Origin of the sequence: Ornithinibacillus sp. 4-3 (assembly GCF_040958695.1) — a bacterium.
Taxonomy (GTDB): domain Bacteria; phylum Bacillota; class Bacilli; order Bacillales; family Amphibacillaceae; genus CALAMD01.
Genome location: NZ_CP162599.1, coordinates 1,841,503 through 1,857,782 on the forward strand (window position 1 = coordinate 1,841,503; position 16,280 = coordinate 1,857,782).

The 16,280-nt window shown below is 33.8% G+C and carries 18 protein-coding genes and 1 pseudogene; 13 read left to right on the plus strand and 6 right to left on the minus strand.

What is annotated here, in order from left to right:
• Positions 1-66 precede the first annotated feature (66 nt).
• From AB4Y30_RS08945 to AB4Y30_RS08960, 4 genes are all read left to right on the plus strand, one after another.
• The gene (locus AB4Y30_RS08945; RefSeq protein ID WP_368655128.1) at positions 67-780 is read left to right on the plus strand and encodes an ABC transporter ATP-binding protein; all 714 of its coding nucleotides are present in this window, start codon (positions 67-69) and stop codon (positions 778-780) included.
• On the plus strand, positions 777-1,520 hold the full coding sequence (locus AB4Y30_RS08950) for an ABC transporter permease (protein WP_368655129.1): 744 nt from the start codon (positions 777-779) through the stop codon (positions 1,518-1,520). The genes AB4Y30_RS08945 and AB4Y30_RS08950 overlap by 4 nt, the downstream gene beginning before the upstream one ends.
• Positions 1,517-2,272, plus strand: coding sequence for an ABC transporter permease (locus tag AB4Y30_RS08955; RefSeq protein WP_368655130.1), 756 nt, complete (start codon positions 1,517-1,519; stop codon positions 2,270-2,272). Before AB4Y30_RS08950 ends, AB4Y30_RS08955 begins: the two co-directional genes overlap by 4 nt.
• Before the next feature lie 94 nt (positions 2,273-2,366).
• Positions 2,367-2,909, plus strand: a complete 543-nt coding sequence (locus AB4Y30_RS08960; RefSeq protein WP_368655131.1) for an AAA family ATPase — start codon at positions 2,367-2,369, stop codon at positions 2,907-2,909.
• A gap of 107 nt (positions 2,910-3,016) precedes the next feature.
• Here AB4Y30_RS08960 and AB4Y30_RS08965 read toward each other — a convergent pair whose 3' ends face one another.
• Positions 3,017-3,673 (minus strand): carboxymuconolactone decarboxylase family protein, encoded by a 657-nt coding sequence (locus AB4Y30_RS08965; RefSeq protein WP_368655132.1) that lies wholly within the window; start codon positions 3,671-3,673, stop codon positions 3,017-3,019.
• Between the two features lie 279 nt (positions 3,674-3,952).
• Here AB4Y30_RS08965 and AB4Y30_RS08970 point away from each other — a divergent pair, with 279 nt between their 5' ends.
• Complete coding sequence (locus AB4Y30_RS08970; protein WP_368655133.1) at positions 3,953-4,351, plus strand: hypothetical protein; 399 nt, start codon at positions 3,953-3,955, stop codon at positions 4,349-4,351.
• A gap of 218 nt (positions 4,352-4,569) precedes the next feature.
• Positions 4,570-4,821, plus strand: a complete 252-nt coding sequence (locus AB4Y30_RS08975; protein ID WP_368655134.1) for a hypothetical protein — start codon at positions 4,570-4,572, stop codon at positions 4,819-4,821.
• Between the two features lie 597 nt (positions 4,822-5,418).
• Here AB4Y30_RS08975 and AB4Y30_RS08980 read toward each other — a convergent pair.
• Entirely contained in the window at positions 5,419-6,057 is a 639-nt protein-coding gene (locus tag AB4Y30_RS08980) for a type 1 glutamine amidotransferase family protein (RefSeq protein WP_368655135.1), read from the minus strand.
• Positions 6,058-6,177: 120 nt separating this feature from the next.
• Between AB4Y30_RS08980 and AB4Y30_RS08985 the strand changes: the two genes are divergently transcribed.
• Positions 6,178-7,110 (plus strand): helix-turn-helix transcriptional regulator, encoded by a 933-nt coding sequence (locus tag AB4Y30_RS08985; protein WP_368651906.1) that lies wholly within the window; start codon positions 6,178-6,180, stop codon positions 7,108-7,110.
• 433 nt (positions 7,111-7,543) lie between these two features.
• Positions 7,544-7,687 (plus strand): annotated as a pseudogene (gene fecE, locus AB4Y30_RS08990) (Fe(3+) dicitrate ABC transporter ATP-binding protein FecE); the annotation flags it as partial.
• 163 nt (positions 7,688-7,850) lie between these two features.
• Here fecE and AB4Y30_RS08995 read toward each other — a convergent pair.
• Positions 7,851-8,879, minus strand: coding sequence for a YeiH family protein (locus AB4Y30_RS08995; RefSeq protein WP_368651907.1), 1,029 nt, complete (start codon positions 8,877-8,879; stop codon positions 7,851-7,853).
• A 118-nt stretch (positions 8,880-8,997) separates the two neighbouring features.
• On the opposite strand from AB4Y30_RS08995, the gene AB4Y30_RS09000 reads away from it, so the two are divergent.
• The 5 genes from AB4Y30_RS09000 (at position 8,998) to AB4Y30_RS09020 (ending at position 13,154) form a co-directional block, all read left to right on the plus strand.
• Positions 8,998-9,894 carry a LysR family transcriptional regulator gene (locus AB4Y30_RS09000; RefSeq protein ID WP_368651908.1) on the plus strand — a complete coding sequence of 299 codons (897 nt, stop codon included), beginning with the start codon at positions 8,998-9,000 and terminating at the stop codon, positions 9,892-9,894.
• A gap of 156 nt (positions 9,895-10,050) precedes the next feature.
• Positions 10,051-10,923: a GyrI-like domain-containing protein gene (locus tag AB4Y30_RS09005; RefSeq protein ID WP_368651909.1), complete on the plus strand. Its 873-nt coding sequence runs from the start codon at positions 10,051-10,053 to the stop codon at positions 10,921-10,923.
• A gap of 467 nt (positions 10,924-11,390) precedes the next feature.
• On the plus strand, positions 11,391-11,552 hold the full coding sequence (locus AB4Y30_RS09010; protein WP_368651910.1) for a hypothetical protein: 162 nt from the start codon (positions 11,391-11,393) through the stop codon (positions 11,550-11,552).
• Between the two features lie 331 nt (positions 11,553-11,883).
• Positions 11,884-12,180: an ATP-binding cassette domain-containing protein gene (locus tag AB4Y30_RS09015; protein WP_368651911.1), complete on the plus strand. Its 297-nt coding sequence runs from the start codon at positions 11,884-11,886 to the stop codon at positions 12,178-12,180.
• A gap of 197 nt (positions 12,181-12,377) precedes the next feature.
• Positions 12,378-13,154 carry a methyltransferase domain-containing protein gene (locus tag AB4Y30_RS09020; RefSeq protein ID WP_368651912.1) on the plus strand — a complete coding sequence of 259 codons (777 nt, stop codon included), beginning with the start codon at positions 12,378-12,380 and terminating at the stop codon, positions 13,152-13,154.
• A 258-nt stretch (positions 13,155-13,412) separates the two neighbouring features.
• Here the strand turns inward: AB4Y30_RS09020 and AB4Y30_RS09025 are convergent, their stop codons facing one another.
• The 3 genes from AB4Y30_RS09025 to msrB all read right to left on the minus strand — a co-directional run bounded on the left by AB4Y30_RS09025 (position 13,413) and on the right by msrB (position 16,267).
• Positions 13,413-14,939, minus strand: coding sequence for an FAD-dependent oxidoreductase (locus AB4Y30_RS09025; protein ID WP_368651913.1), 1,527 nt, complete (start codon positions 14,937-14,939; stop codon positions 13,413-13,415).
• Between the two features lie 140 nt (positions 14,940-15,079).
• Complete coding sequence (locus AB4Y30_RS09030; RefSeq protein WP_368651914.1) at positions 15,080-15,286, minus strand: DUF6501 family protein; 207 nt, start codon at positions 15,284-15,286, stop codon at positions 15,080-15,082.
• A 21-nt stretch (positions 15,287-15,307) separates the two neighbouring features.
• Positions 15,308-16,267, minus strand: a complete 960-nt coding sequence (gene msrB, locus AB4Y30_RS09035; protein ID WP_368651915.1) for a peptide-methionine (R)-S-oxide reductase MsrB — start codon at positions 16,265-16,267, stop codon at positions 15,308-15,310.
• Between the last annotated feature and the right edge of the window lie 13 nt (positions 16,268-16,280).

Consider the following 16,280-nt stretch of genomic DNA (forward strand, 5'->3'; position numbering starts at 1 on the left):
CAAGCTAACCGAGATGTTACTTTGCTTCGTTATAATTAGGTCCATAACAGAGAGGAAGTGTTATGGATGATTGAAATTAATAACTTAGTTAAGAAACATGGATCTCAAAAGATCTTGTCAGGCATTAGTTTTAAAGCTAAACCGGGGAGAGTCACTGGTTTCCTAGGACCAAATGGAGCGGGGAAGAGCTCTACACTCCGTATCCTACTTGGATTGGATCGTGCCACCTCAGGAAATGCACAAATTAATGGGGGACCCTTTGCAAAATTAAACAATCCACTAGCAACCATAGGTGCAGCCCTTGATGGATTTGGGGCTCATCGGATGCGAACAGGCCGAGCACATTTGCGTTGGATTGCACGTGCTGCAGGATTGCCTCGCTCCCGTGTAGAGGAAGTATTAGAAATAGTAGGTCTTACTCATGCAGCCGGTAAGCGGATTGGAAATTATTCGCTTGGTATGAGGAAAAGACTCGGTATGGCTGCAGCACTGTTAGGTGATCCTGAGATATTGGTTTTAGATGAACCAGTAAACGGACTTGACCCAGAAGGTATTCGCTGGATTCGAACCTTTTTACGTGAACGTGCTGAATCCGGAAATACCGTACTCTTATCCAGTCATCTTATGGGGGAGCTTGCGGAAACGGTTGATGATGTCGTGATTATTAATCATGGGAAAATTGTTGCTGATGGTACTTTAGAAGAAGTAATAGGTCATCATGCCACACTTGAGGAAGCCTTTTTTGCTCTCACTTCTGGAAGTGCAGGTGATGTGATATGAGGGCGCTTTCCGCAGAATTGTCCAAGTTAGCTTCCTTGCCATCTATCTGGCTTGCTTTTCTTATTGGAATCTTTGGATCAGCAACCATTGCGATTTTAGATAGCCTAAGCGAAAAAGACGATATCATTGCTGGAGTCAGTACACGACTATCAGAAATTGGTTATATAGGATTAGCTTTTGGGATTCCAGGTGTGATTATTATTGGGGTTATTGCTGTTAGTAGTGAGTATTTCACAGAAAGTAGCGAATCTGGTGGGGGACAGCAGCTTACAACAAGCCTAACCGCAGTTTCATCTAGAATTCACTTTTTATTTGCAAAAGCAGGCGCTGTAACAGTGGTAAGTCTATTACTTTCTATCATTGCACTTATTACAACCATGGGAGCAACTTATCTAACTCTAGGTGAATATGCACCAGCAATAGAAATATCGAGATATATTGGTGTTATATGCAACTGGATATTTACTGCTCTTTTAGCATTTGGGATTACCGTGCTAACCAAGAACGGTATTATCCCACTCACGATACTCATCTTAAATGCTTCTGTTGTTACAGTTAGTTATTTGCTTTCTAATATTACCAAGCTAGGTTTTTATTTACCAGATAGTGCCGGTAGGGATATGTTTATGGGTGATGGATATTTCTCACCATTTGTAGGTGGATTAATCATGTTTACTTGGGTAGCTGTTCTTTTCATTCTTGCAACGATTGTATTCTACAGAAGGGATGTTGCATCATGAACGAATCATCAAGTAAAAAAATAACTCACATTCTTGGTGCAGAGCTGTCTAAATTAATCTCATTACCGATGATATGGCTTACTCTAATTGGTACATTCATTCTTAATTTAATTTTAGTCGCAGCTTTTATTTATGCTGAACTACAAGCAGAAACAGGTAGTAATGTATTAGATATTGGACTAGCTTCGATGAGCTATCTTCAAGTTGGTTTTATCATTCTTGGAATTTTAGCCGCTTGCTCTGAATATGTAGGTGGTCAAATTCAAACTACACTAATCGCGGTACCCTGGCGTGGTCTACAATTATCTACCAAGCACTTGGCTTTAGCCATTATTAGTCTTCCAGCTGCATTTATTACTGTTTCAGCTGGGGCGCTTTATGCTTTTATGATGATAAAAGACATAGCAACAGAACTTGAAATAAGTACAATGATCAAAACAATAGCAGGTGCAACAGGATATCTCACATTAACCACGCTTCTTAGTGTAGCAATAGGGTCCTTACTAAAACGAACTATTCCTGCATTAGTTGTACTGCTCAGTTATTATTTTATTGCCAGTCCATTATTGAGAGGATTTTTGTCTGATATTAAAAATTATCTTCCTGATACAGCAGGATCTTACATGTATACGTCGTCTGCTTCAGAAGGAATAAATGGACTTACTTCAATACAAGGAACTGGGATTTTGATGTTATGGACGTTCATTTTAATTGCAGTAGCTGTTGTATTTTACCGAAAACGAGATGCTTAAGTTTATGAAAGTATGTATATCATTTTTAGCTTTGCGAAATAAGTATAATTAAAGGAATAAATGGATTTTAAAACTCACCAAGGAAGTGATAAGAATGACACTACCAAAAGGAATTTATATAATCACTGGTATTATGGCTTCTGGAAAATCAACGATAGCACAATTATTGGCAGAACAGCTGGATAAAAGTGTCCATGTACATGGTGATATTTATCGAAAAATGATAGTAAATGGACGAAAAGAAATGACACCACAGCCTTCTGAAGAGGCACTAGAACAATTAAGACTGCGCTATCATCTGACTGCCAATACAGTAAAAACATATTATGAAGCAGGCTTCACTGTAGTAGTACAAGACAATTATTTAGGAGTAGAAACAAAAACTTTTCTGCAAGAATTACAATCTAAGCCTGTCTATTTAATCACACTTAATCCTAGTATAAATGCAATTCTACAACGAGAAAAACAACGTCATAAAACAGGCTATCATGCATGGCAAGTAGAATCACTTTATCAAGTATTAATAGAAGAAAACCCACAAATAGGGCTATGGATAGATTCATCTGATATGACACCAGAAGAAACTATTACCGAGATTTTAAAGCATGTGGAATCAGCGGGAAGGATCTATGTCTGATTCTTTTCATTAAGATAATTGCCAAACCTGTCTGAGCGTTAGAAATAAAGCAGGCTTGCTAATTTAAATGATTAGCAAGCCTGCTTTATTTCTATCTCTAAACTGTATTAATCTTCTTTATAAGCTTCGATCATATTCGCCATGTGAGCATAGGCACCGCCTGCACGTAAAGCAGCTGTAACGAGAATTGCTTCTGCTAACTCCTCATTTGTAGCACCTTGTTTTATCGCTTTCTTTGTATGGCTATCAATACAATAAGCACATTGCGTTGCAGTTGCTACAGCTACTGCAATAATCTCTTTAAATTTAGTACTCAAAGCTCCTTCTTTTACTGTAGAATCACTAAAAGCTCTATAAGACTTAAAGGCATCAGGATCTAATTTACCTAATTGAACTGTTCTCTTGACATCTGAACGACTATAAAGAATTTCTGACGCATCTTCTTCTTGTGTGTGAAAAACATGAGAACTATGTGCAACAGAACCTCCAGCTTCAAGAGCAGATGCAACAAATACTGCTTCCGTTAATTCCTCTAGTGTTGCGCCTAGTTTCTTTGCATTTTTCGTATGGGTTACAAGACAGTACGGACATTGTGTCACATGTGTAATTGCTACTGCAATAATTTCTTTTTCCTTTTCTGTTAAAGCACCATCTTGAAATACATCCATATTAAATTTTTGAAACGCTTGAAATTGTTCAGGTGCTAAATGCTTAAGTTGTGCAAAATTTCTTCTTAGTTCGAGCGAGTATAAGCTAGAAGACATGTTTGAAATTCCTCCCGAATATTGGTAATTGATTTTCATTTGAAAATGTTCTGTATAATTATCCTATCATTAGCTCCTTCTTTTTAAAAAATAAATGCTCAGAAATCTGTCAATGTTTTCCGTGTTTAGAAGCTTGTAGATTTTGAGTAAATAAAAAATACTTTATAACTTTTCAATTAAAGGAAGAGAATTTTTTAGAAAAAGAAGGAATTTTGAGCAATTTAGAAGAAACTTTTAATATTCGATTGTGGTAAAGTTCATAAAAAGGAGGCGTTTTAAATGGCTACAATGATTTTTGTTAATTTTCCAGTTAAAAATGTTGCTGATGCTACAAATTTTTATGAGAAATTGGGTTTTACAAAAAATAATGATTTCTCTGATACTCATGCAAGCTGTATGGTTTGGGATGATAATTTTTATATTATGTTGTTAGAACATGCTTTTTATCAGCAATTTCTTAAGGATAAAAAGATTGCCGACACACAAAAGGAAAATGCTGCCTTGATCTGCTTTAGCATGGAAAACGCAGAAGCAGTTAAAGAATTTGGACGATTAGCGAAAGAAAATGGCGGCGATGCTTACCATATTGATATGGGAATTCCAGAAGAACAAATGTATGGATTAGAAGTATCTGATATTGATGGGAATATGCTAGAACCAATGTGGATGAAACAATAATAAGTAACGAGATAGTATACAGAAATATAGATAAATCAATAGCCTGGTGCCAATATTTTATATGGCATCAGGCTATTTTATGAATTAGAAAACTCAAAATTATAAAGATTTTATTCACGAGACTAAAGAATTTTTAGATAAAGTTAATAATAACAAGTGATTTGATAATTACAAACATCAAATAAAGAATATTATATGAATAGAGGAGGTTTTAGATAATGAAAGAAATTATTGAAATTTTCAATTTACCATTTGATGATATACAGGAAATTTCTTATGAAATACTAGAACCTATTTATGATAATACCGGAGTATGTATTTTTGAAGGTACAGCTTATTTTGTTGCTTACACAATTTATGGTGCAAGAATTGAAATTCCAGAAAAAGATAGTCGCTTTTTAACCATTAAAGAGTTACTACCAACTAAACTCTCCCTACATGAAAACAAAACGCTTTACTTAAGAGGGTAGAGGAGCATTAGTATTGTGTAAATTAATAATGCTAAAATGGATTATATTTAGTTCGTAAGTTTAATAATATCCCTTTAATTTATAGCCTATCACTTTCTAATTGTTTTGATCTTTTTTGTACTTTTCCTTCGTAGTGCAGCACTGTTACAACAAACTGCTCGATTAATCGAAAGGGGCCAGAATCTTGGTCAATTTAAACAGGGAAATACGATGGAGATGGTATTTTTCTATTTTGCATCCATACAAGGGTTAGTGATGATGAAAATTGCTATGAATGAAGAGTTCATAACTCCACGTCCGGAAATCGTAACATCTTTTTTGATGGAGGATTGTACCTCACTGTAACTTTCTTGAGTTTGATGTAATTTGTTCTCTTAGAAAAATTAAACTTAATATTCCCAGCCATTTTTTCAGCAAGTGGCTCATCATTTCTACTCCATAAGTGCACATAATGTTTTAAAGTTCTATGCTCTAATCCGCGTGATACAACTAATACATCAGCATTAAGCTCATTAATTGATTGGACATAAAAATATCAAAAAGAGATTAACACATGTAGTAATCTCTTTTTAAGATTTTAATAACAACAAAAATATCCTAATATTTATTGTTAGATGGTAGAGTTTGCATAAGTTCAAAGAAATATTTAGAATCGCCAGTATTAAAATAGTTATACCAAGATTCTAATGTGTTTGATTTAAAAACATCTAAGCACTCAATAATTTGTTTCATCCATAGCAAAGCTTCAGTGGAACCAGCAGTAATAAGGTTATTAGATGCAATAGAGGCTTGGTCTATATAAAAATCTTGTCCTTTATAATTAGAACAAATCATTTCAAGGAATCCCGGACCATTACTAGTATGCGGACGGTTATTTAGTATCCCAAAATTAGCAAGTGCTGCAGTAGCTCCACAAATTGCACATACTGTAGCACCTACAGAGAGCAACTCGTTTGCTTTTACGAGAATAGCTTCATGCTTTGGATCATTCCATGTATCTGCACCTGGTAATAACAACATGCTTGTTTCACTTACAATAATGTCATCAATTAAGTAGTCAGGAACTATTGTCATTCCGCCCATTGTACGGATTGGTTGTTTGGAGTAACTAACTGTTTTAATCGATAGGTGATTCGCGTCTTCTTTGAAAAATCTCCTAGAATTCAACTCCGCAGTAACATATCCTAGTTCCCAGTCAGCTAAAGTATCAAGTACATAAATATAGATTGTTTTCATCATTTTCCTCCATTTGATTGTAATAGGTTGATTGCTTGATTATTATTATACTTAGCTATTGTTGACAACAATATGGCAACAATCTAGAATGAAGAAATCTTTTTGAAAGGTGGCTAACAGATGAAAGTTAGCAGGCTTGTTAGCATTATTATGATACTACTCGATAAAGAACGGATAAGCGCACAGGATTTAGCAAATATGTTTGAAGTTTCAACTCGCACCATCTACCGTGATATAGATGCCATCAACATGGCAGGTATTCCAATTCGCTCAACATCGGGGGTAGGAGGTGGCTTTGAAATCATGAAAAACTATAAAATGGATAGCAAAGTTTTTTCAACTACTGATATTTCTACTATTTTGACAGGACTTTCTAGTCTCTCCAATATGATACAAAGTGACGAGCTGATAAACGCTCTCGCGAAAGTAAAAAGTTTTATCCCGGTAGATAGAGTCGACGAGATCCAACTAAAAACAGATCAAATACATATCGATTTAAGTCAGTGGATAGGTTATAGGAACGTACAAGCCTATTTAGAAATCATAAAAATAGCTTTACAAGAAAACAAGTTACTTTCATTTGAATATGCCGACCGTCATGGAAATAAAACGGAACGAGAAGCTGAAGCCTATCAAATTGTATTGAAGGGTAATCATTGGTATTTTCAAGGCTACTGTTATAAAAGAAATGATTTTCGTCTATTCAAATTAGCTCGTATATCAAACCTAAAATTAGAAAAGATTTCCTTTACGCCACGAGATTATCAAAAACCACTATTGGATTTTACTGATATTTTGGCAACTATACAAACAAAGATCAAACTTCGTATTCATAAATCTGTCATGGATAGGGCACTTGATTATTGTAGGTATGAAGATTTTTCTCCAGACGGTGAGGAGTACTACATTGTTACTTTCCCTTTTATAGAAAACGAATATTATTACAATATCCTTTTAAGTTTTGGCGATAAATGTGAATGTTTAGAGCCTTCACATATCCGAACAGAATTGAAACGGAAAATACATGATATAGCTAACTTATATGAAAATTAAATCAAGAATCTCAATTTTATCCTTATACTGTTTAGTTAAATTTGTTGCCAGTTATCAAGATAAAATAGTGCCTTCTAAACTAAAAATGACACGTCCACACTATTCGTCTTTTTTACCAAAAAATATTCCCTGCCAAAACTTTTTCTTGGCGGGGAATCATCTTATTATTTAATACATTTTCTTTATTTTTGAGTAGGGAAATGGGATTTAATAGGCAGTCCCTCTTCAAGTTAAGTTGTATTCTTATTCCCACCCTATAGTAGCTGGTGCCTCTCCGCTTAATAGATTTATGCCCAGTAAATAGTAATCACAAAATAGTGAAAGCCGCAAATGAAATTTATATTTTGCATGTTCGGAAAGGCAATGGGAAATTAGAAAGAAACAGAGAGAGCTTTTCTTTAGAACAAAAGGATTTCTTTGTTATTTCCGGTTTTTGCCACAAAATCCGACTGCCCCAGAAGGTTTAACAGTTGCTGAACTAGTTGCATATAGTCGTTTTCCTCATCAAAAAGGCCTAGGGTTACTAAAGAAACATGATAAGAAGATAATTACATGGGCTATTGATATGACAGGAATGCAAAAAGAACAACCACTTATGGAGACAGTTAATTAAATGGATTCTTGTTATAAATAATGTAGGCTCTATATAATGAGAAAAACCTTCTTTTCCTTACTTTAAAAAATATGTTGAAAAGAAGGTTTTTCATATTGAAAAGACAAAATATATTCTTCACATGCTTTTAGATAATAAAGTAGGCAATGATGGACAAACAAATAGAAGTAATGGTTACCGCAAATAGTGGTTTCAAGGCTTTAGTCCGCAAATCCTTTAGATTGACATTTAAACCTAGTCCTACCATAGCGGCTGTCAATATCCAAGTTGTAGCAATACTAGTACCTTCCAAAACATTATTTGATACTGGAATAATATCCCCAAGAATAAAGCTTCCTACAATACTCATCATAATAAATCCAATTAGAAACCATGGAAATTCAACTTTTCTTTTTGCTTGATCTCCACTATTTTTATTCTTTATAAAATAAATCAAAATGAAGCAGAGAGGAACTAGCAAGAAAACTCGTCCTAATTTTGCTAATAATGCAATGGCTAATGAATCTTCTCCTGCAGGTTCTGCTGCAATGGCAACATGAGCAAGCTCATGTAAACTGATTCCTGACCAAATTCCATAATCAATCGGTATTAATGGTAATAGGGGCCTTACTAGCGTATATCCGATTGCAAACACGGTACCTAACAATGCAATAATACCAACACTAATAGCTGTATCTTCATCCTTTGTTTTCATAATGGGGGCAACAGCAGCGATTGCGGCAGCTCCACAGACACCTGTTCCAATTCCAAGTAAAAGGGAAATATCTTTATCTGCTTTGAGCATTTTAGCGAGCCAAATCATAAGTCCAATTGCAAACAAAATGACAAATGCGTCACGTACAAGCAGCCCTAATCCATCATGCAACACAATGTCTATATTTAGTTTTAATCCATATAAAATGATTGCTAAACGTAGCAACTTTTTAGTGGAAAAAGTAATTCCATTACGTAATAAATCAGGATATCCAAAAAATTGCCTATAAACTACAGCTATAATAATAGCACAGGCCAATTGCCCAACATGGTCAAAACCAGGCAGCATAGCTAATAAGTATCCTAAGAATGCAATAAAAAAAGTAAATAAAATTCCAGCAATCCATTTTATAAAAGAGTTTGCTTTTTGTTTTTTTCTTTCATTCGTTGCTTGATTCACCACAAACTCACCTCCTTTAGTTAGGATATCTCATACAAATACATAAGGAAAATAAATTATAATAATGATGATAATAAGTAAAATGTTATAATAGAATTATTGATCATTAGGAGGATAAAAATTGGATAAGCATCTAGAAATATTTAAAACAGTCGCAGAGAAAGAGAGTTTTTCTAAAGCAGCAGAAGTACATTTTATGACACAGCCCGCAGTTAGCCAATATATACGTACATTAGAAGACAATATCGGAACACGCTTATTAGATCGAAGCAATAAATATGTCCATTTAAATAAAGCTGGTGAAATTGTGTATCATTATGGAAAGGAGATACTTGGTTTATATACGATGATGCAGAATTTAGTTGACGATTTGACGAATACCGCAAGTGGACCACTTGCAATTGGGGCAAGTTATACCTTTGGTGAATATGTTCTTCCAAGAATTATTGCTGATTTAAAAAGAAGTTATCCAGAAATTGAACCAACTATAAGCATTGGTAATACAAATAGAATTGCAAATTTAGTTGATACTCATCAACTTGATGTAGGCATCGTGGAAGGGCATTTTAATAATAAAAATATTATTATTGAGCCAATTGCAGAAGATGAGATGGTTATTGTTTCCTCACCGAAAAATAAACTATTTGATAAAGAGGGAGAAATTAAAATAATTGATTTAGAGAAAGAAACATGGATTGTAAGGGAACAAGGTTCTGGGACAAGAGAAGCAACAGAAAAGATGTTCCAACAACTTAATATTGCTCCTTCGCAACTAATGCATTTTGGCAGTACACAATTGATTAAAGAGGGAGTAGCAGCAGGCCTCGGTATTAGTCTGCTTTCAAAATGGTCGATTCAAAAAGAAGTAAAATATGGTGATTTAAAAATTATTTCTATGGAAGGACTTCCAATTAAACGAGAGTTTTCAATTATTACAAAATCTCCTTTTCAGACAAAAGCGTTAGATGTTTTTATTGAGAGGTTACATGATCATGAAATGTTGACAATGATCTTTTGAGTAATTGGCATTAGTGAATTATTAGAAAAACAGGATAAGAGTTAATGACGAATAGGTAAAAATAGGATTATGAAAAGTAATCTGTCTTGATCGAGCACAAAATGACAAGTTTTAGAGGAATTAATAAGTTAATATGCAATTAAAGGAGTGAACCATATGGCATTGGTAGAATCATTACAAAAGGCAATTGAATACATGGAAACCCATCTGCTGGATGATATCTCGATTAAAGACATTGCTGAACAAGCTCATCTATCTCCCTATCATTTCCAACGTGCTTTTGTTATTCTGACGGATATGACTGTTGGAGAATATTTGAGAAGACGCCGTTTGACCAAAGCAGCTCATGAATTATGCAACAGTCGTACAAAGATTATTGACCTTGCCTACAAATATGGCTATCAAACTCCTGAATCTTTTACTAAAGCATTTCATAGACAACACCAGCTTACGCCGAGTGAAGCACGTAAAGGAATGGGAAATTTACAATCCTATAACCGCCTGGTAATACAGGTGAATGTGAAAGGAGTAGAACCAATGAATTATCAATTGATAGAACGAAAAGCCTTCCAGATTGTGGGGGTGAAAGAACAGCTTAATTGTAACGGAGATATCGGCCCGTCTCGGAATATTGGTCTTTTTTGGACACAGGTCGGCCGGGACGGCACTATTAACCGATTGCTAGGCTTGAATAACGGACAAATATCAGGTTTGATTGGAGCAACAGTGGATTATAGCAAAGAGGACAATAATATTGAGTATTGGATTGGCACTGAACATAAAGGTTCCACACCTGATGGATTATCTAGTTATGAAGTATCTGCCGAAAAATGGGCAATTTTTGAAATCGTAGGGCCAGTAGTTGATGTAGTACCAGAAACATGGAAAAAAATATATTCAGAGTGGTTTCCATCTAATGATTATCAGCATAGCGGTGCACCGTCTTTAGAAGTATACAAAAGCCCTGATCCAACCAGTCCCACAGCCAAAACGGAAATCTGGGTACCGGTAAGACATATTTCGGAATAACTTTTACTTGTAACAACACAGCAGATGCGCTTTAATGACCTCGATGAAAAATTCGAGGTCATTTGTGTGTCCATTACCAGCTTAGGAATATAGGTTTTAACTGAGCTACGATATATTTACATAAAGATGTGGAACGTAAATTTAGAGAAACACGAATATATCAAATTGCTCCAGTAAATAATAATTTGATTTTAGCTTACATGGGCCAGCATATACTTGGTATGCCACGATCTTATTAGATAAAAAAATAAAATAAAAGTTACACTAAAAACGCCATTTGGAAGGAATTTTACCAATAAATGGTGTTTTTAGTTGTAATTAAGCAAAAAAGCTTTTTAATCTAACCTTTCAGATTAATAAAATATGCTAAGGTTAAGCTTAAATCAAAATTTCACATCATTTGGAAATAATTATCGCAATGCGCTCACAATATTTTGTGCACACTAAAAAATAAGGAGGTGTTTGTAATGAGTAAAAAAAATAAAAACAAGAAAAAATATTCATCTGAAGATAACAAAGGTGTTCAGGCCGTAAAAAATCAATTGAATGAAAGCTTTCAAAGTGGAGTCGTTGAAGATCAATTAGAAAACAATAAGGGAATTCATCATTTTAACAATAAGAGCCGATAAAGTATAAAAGACCACATGACATATGAAACATTGGGGCTATATAAAAAGTATAGCCCCAATTTTAGTTTCAATGCTATCCTCAAATCTCTGCACAACTTTTTCTTCTGTTAGCTCCAAATTAAAAAATACAAAAATTTAAATGGTTCCTCAAGGATCCCTAATTTTACAAAAAAGATTGTATTCATGTTGTCCTCAATCAATGTTGTCAGGCTAAAGATAAGAGTAGATAATCTGCTCTCATAATCCTTTTTATGGTAATATTTAACTATAATATGAATATTAGACGGGAAAAGAAAATAAGTCGTTATCCTTTCGAAATGGATGGATTGCTGTGGTATATGCGATAAATGTAGAAAATTTACATAATTCATATGGGAATGTTGCTGTATTGAAAGGACTCTCCTTTAAGGTAAAAAAAGGAGAGATTTTTGCATTACTTGGCGGAAATGGATCCGGGAAAACTACAATATTAGAATGTATAGAGGGAATACGTAAATATAATAGTGCCTCTATATCCGTTGACGGTAGTTTTGGAGTACAGCTTCAGTCAATTACATTGCCCAAAAATATTAAAGTAATAGAGGCGCTAACCCTATTCTCAAAATGGAACTCAGATTCAATCAATTAACAGTTTCTGCATACAGAAGAAATTACAATGGATTAAAAGTTGAAGAACTTAAGGGAGGGGACTCATTAATATGAAACGAATTAATTACTCGATACAGTTAGTAAATCTGATGGAGTCTGTATCGGGCTTAACCCTAAACATCTATCAGTTAACTGTATCATCCACATAATAAATTAAAAAGTGGAGGGATAGTTATTATGAATATAAATGTGTTAAAAAACGAATGGATAAAATATGAAGAAGTGAAATTTGAAGGTTGGGATTTTTCTTGTATACAGGACGATTGGGAAAATGAAACTCTCCCATGGAATTATGCTGAAATCGTAAACAGGTATTTATCTTCAGATTTAAAATTACTTGATATGGGTACTGGAGGCGGAGAATTTCTTTTATCCCTAAATCATCCTTATGAAAAAACATCGGTAACAGAAGGCTGGCAGCCAAATATTGAACTTTTAAAAAGAGTATTAGTTCCTTTAGGGATAAATCTAGCCACAATTGGTGAAGATGGCATTATTGATTATGGTGACAATAGTTTTGATATTATAATTAATAGACATGAATCATTTGATGTTAATGAAGTAAAAAGAGTATTAAAACCAAACGGTATATTTATTACCCAGCAGGTGGGCGGGGAAAATGGAAACCGTTTATCAAATATGCTTATTCCAGGCTTTCAACCAAAATATAGAACCTTAAATTTGAGAAATACTCAATGTGAGCTAGAGTGCAGTAATTTTGAGATTGTGTTCGCTAATGAATATTTTCCTTACCAAAAATTTTTTAATATGAAAGCTCTAATTTACTATGTAAAAGTTATTGAGTGGGAATTTCCGGAATTTAATGTAATGAATAACTTTGAGCAATTGTTGAATGCCTATAAAGAGTTAACATTAAATGGCTATATTTTAAACTATGAGCATCGATTTATAATAGTTGCTTATAATTTTATAAAACAAATAAACCCGTGTTGAAAAAATGTTCAATGCGGGTTTATATCATTTTATAAAGAATAAAGGAGAGCAAGTTAAAACAACTTATGATAAAGAGTTGTTAACTAATATTAAAAAGTTTGCCCAAAAGAATAATCTATTCATAGTAATAGAGCATAGTAAGCAACCTCTTTTCTTTTTAAAACTTCCTAGTTAACATAATATTTATTATAGGAACTAAAATAAAATTTCAATAAAATATCTCAATATCAAAGTTTACTCATGATATTGAGATATTTTTTATTTTTCTACATCCGTATTTAAATCAATAGTTTGTAATGGTTCTTTAGCTGGACCTTGAATAACTTCACCTGTGTATGAAAATCTTGATCCATGACACGGACATTCCCATGTTCGTTCTGTAGTATTCCAGGATACTTCACATCCTAAATGTGTACATGTTGTTTTTACTGCATGAATATTATTTTGCTGATCTTTATATATACCAATTCGCGATCCTTTAATTTTAGTAACAATTGCTTGATCTGTTTTAATATTACTTATACTTTGTTTCGTAGTATCAAATTTACCTTTAATAAATTCCTTTGTTACATTCATATTTGTGCTTATAAATGGTTTGATTGAATTTGGAAATGATGATCTTGTTGGCGCAAAAAATTCAGAATATTCATTTCTACGTTTCATTATTAAATCTGTTATGACCTTTGCTGCAGTGGTACCATTGGTCATGCCCCATTTATTAAATCCAGTTGCTACGAATACATTATCATGTGCTGATGAGACAGTTCCTATATATGGTATGCCATCAATTGTAGTGTAATCTTGTGCCGACCATTTGTTAATGATTTTAATTGGGCCAAATGTATCTTTCGCAAATTTTGCTAGATTTTTAAAATAATTTATCTTTTGGTCACCTTGGCCAACCTTATGACTATCTCCAGCAATGATCCAAATATCTTCTCCATTTAATCGAATATTTCTAACGGATCGGGTTGGAGTTTCAGCATTAATGTACATTCCACCAGGAAAATCTTTTTCTGTTTTTATAGCTAAGACGTATTCACGCTCTGCATACATACGAACAGGATAAAACCCTTGCCCGTCAAAAAAAGGATAATGGCTTGCTTGAATAACGTAGTCACAAATAATTCTTTGATTATTAGCAGTCATTATTGCTGTTTTCTTATTAAATTCCACGTCGATTGCACTAGTGTTCTCAAATACATGTACATCATTTGCAATTGCTTCTTCAAGTATTGCCTTTAAGTACTGAACAGGATGAAACTGTGCTTGATCATGCATGGAAATAGCAAGTTGATATGGAATATCTAAAGGTAAATTATCTGTAAGTTCTCCAGATATATTCAGTTTGTCATATGCTTTCATTTCATTTTTTATTTGTTCTATATAATTATCTGTATTTGTATATACATAAGCATTTTCATTTGTGTAATGACATTCTATTTGATGTGTTTGAATGATGTTTTCTATTAGTGTCTTTGCTTCCGTAGCTGCTTGATAATATTTTTTAGCATTTTCCACGCCAAATTGCTTGATTAATTTATCGTAAATCAATCCATGTTGTGCAGTAACTTTTGCTGTAGTATGACCAGTAGTACCTTGTAAGATTTGGCTTGTTTCGATCAATGCTACTTTTAATCCTTGTTTTGCTAGTAAATAGGCTGCAGTAATTCCAGTAATTCCTGCACCAACTATTCCGACATCGACTTCAAGTGATTCTTCTAATGTAGGAAAAGAGGGTAAATGAACTGATTCATTCCATAAAGATTTTGTTTGCTCGCTCATATGCTATGTACTCCTTTTCAACTGTTACATGTATTATGACCAATTAGTCTTTATTTCATGTAGAATTGAAAAGAATTTTAATAATATAAAAAAACTTGTAGAGAAAAAACAAAACTATCCCTACAAGCTAAAGGTATTAATTATTCAACTTCTTTAAAATATTCTTTGCGAAATCCGCCAATTCGATTACTATTGTCAAAAATAAAATAAAATTCTTCTGTTTCATTTTTAACATCATATATTTTCCCAGGTGTTAATTTTTGATTAACAATAAATTTCTTTGCATTTGTATGAACACATTCAATTTGTTTGATTGTTTTATTTTTCTCCCAATGTAAATGAATCAACTCATTCTACTCCCTTGATGTTTATTTAAAAAGATATAAGTACTCAGCATATCCCTTTTCTTCCATTTTTTCTATTGGAATAAAGCGAATTGCTGCAGAATTAATACAATAACGTAGACCGCCATGCTCTGTTGGTCCATCTGGAAAGACGTGACCCAAGTGAGAATCCCCCTCTTTACTTCTTACTTCTGTTCGAAACATCCCATGGCTTCTATCTGTTTCCTCAACAATCTGATGTCCATCAATTGGTTTTGTAAAGCTTGGCCAACCACAATGCGCATCAAATTTATCCTTTGAGGAAAATAGTACTTCTCCAGAGACAATATCTACATAAATACCCTCTTGAAAATGATTCCAATATTCATTTTGGAATGGAGGTTCTGTACCATTTTTTTGAGTCACTTCATATTGCATTGGCGTCAATTTTTCTTTTAAAGCTTGTATATTTTTCGGTTTTTTCCAATTTTCCTGGATAAAATCAGCTCTTCCAGATCCTTTTTTATATAGATTATAATGGAAGGACTGTTTTTTATAATAATTTTGATGTGCGTCCTCAGCAGGATAAAATGTTACTGCTGGCAGAATTGGGGTAACAATTGGTTTATTAAATTTTCCACTTGCTGCAAGCTCCTGCTTTGATTGTTCAGCAATAAGACGTTGTTCTTCTGTATGATAAAAAATCGCTGTTTGATAGGATTCTCCTCGATCATGAAATTGTCCACCAGCGTCAGTAGGGTCTATCTGTTGCCAAAATGTTTCTACTAATTTTTTATAAGGCATTATTTCAGGATCAAAAGCTATTTGTACTGCTTCACGATGTCCAGTTGTATTCGTACATACTTCTTCATAGGTTGGATTTTCCGTAGTTCCTCCTGTATACCCAGAAATCACTTCATAAATTCCTGGGCGTTGATCAAACGGTTCTACCATGCACCAGAAGCATCCGCCAGCAAATGTAGCTAATTCTTTATTTACAGTCATTCCATTAATCCTC